We start from the raw sequence: 1,097 nt of genomic DNA, 5'->3' as shown, positions 1-1,097 counted from the left end.
GAGTTTTCGCCACCCGTAGGTTGTGCACTTAACCTGGTAAAACGTTGATACAACCTATTTTTGTCATCATCTGTAAGCCCCTGTCCCTCATCCTTTACCTCTATACGAACCTTATCTGGTAATTTCTTAACACGCACTTCTATATTTGTATTTGCCGGGGAATACTTGATTGCATTATTAATCAGATTATCCAGTATTTCCGACAATTTACCCTCATCGCCTAACAATATTACATCGTCCTGAGCGATAAAATTTAAGGTCTGATCCTTTCTTTCTGCAAGCGGGAGATTCATAGAAACCACATTGCTAACCAGAGAAGATAAATTCAGTTTAATCAGTAGCAACTGCACTTTACCTGCCTCTGCAGTACCGGAAAGCAGCAATTCATCAATAATACGAACCATATTTAAGCTGGCAGTTTTTATCTGTTCGCACATCTTGTCTACCATTTCCGGATCACCCTTTTTTAGTTTTATTAGATCTGCCCGCACAGGTATAGTAGTTAGCGGGTTTTTCAAATCATGTGCGGTAGTATTTAAGATTTGATTATGTTGTATTGCTGCAAGCCTTGATGCAAGCTTAACCTCAATCTGATCCATAACAAGATCCCTTAAATCACTTAAAATTGATTCTTCTTCAGGGCCAAATTTTCTTGGTTCACTATCAATAATGCAAAAAGCACCAAGGTTATAATTATCTGTCGTTTTTAGTGGAAGTGCTGCATAAAACCTCACGTCAAGGTTGCCCAGAGTCATCGAAGTATCTTCTATTGTGTATAAACCTTCAGAAAGCACTGCATTTGCACAAAGACCAACTTCGCGGCTTACCTCCTTAATATCTATACCATATTTTGATTTGAACCAGATTCTATCTTTATCAACAATACTAATAATAGCTACCGGCACATTAAATAGTTTTGCAGCTAATCTTGTTAGCTTATCAAAAGAACCATCAGGTGGAGTATCCAGAATTTCATAGCGGTGTAAGGCTTTTATTCGCTCTTCCTCAATTGAGAATTTACTTTGACTTAATTCTATGGCCATTTGAGACTAAATTGGAATTCATAAATTGGCTGTCAGTGCAATATAATACAATTC

Annotated in this window: 1 protein-coding gene; it reads right to left on the bottom strand. The window is 37.4% G+C overall.

Features of this window, described 5'->3' with window-relative positions; all coding sequences use genetic code 11:
- Positions 1-1,043: GAF domain-containing sensor histidine kinase (locus AC1DG9_RS27255; protein WP_477635716.1), on the bottom strand; the 1,043-nt coding region annotated here is incomplete at its 3' end.
- Between the last annotated feature and the right edge of the window lie 54 nt (positions 1,044-1,097).

The organism is Pedobacter sp. 05L430 (assembly GCF_056397585.1).
Note: the sequence above shows the minus strand (reverse complement) of the source record. Positions and strands in the feature narration are given on the sequence as shown.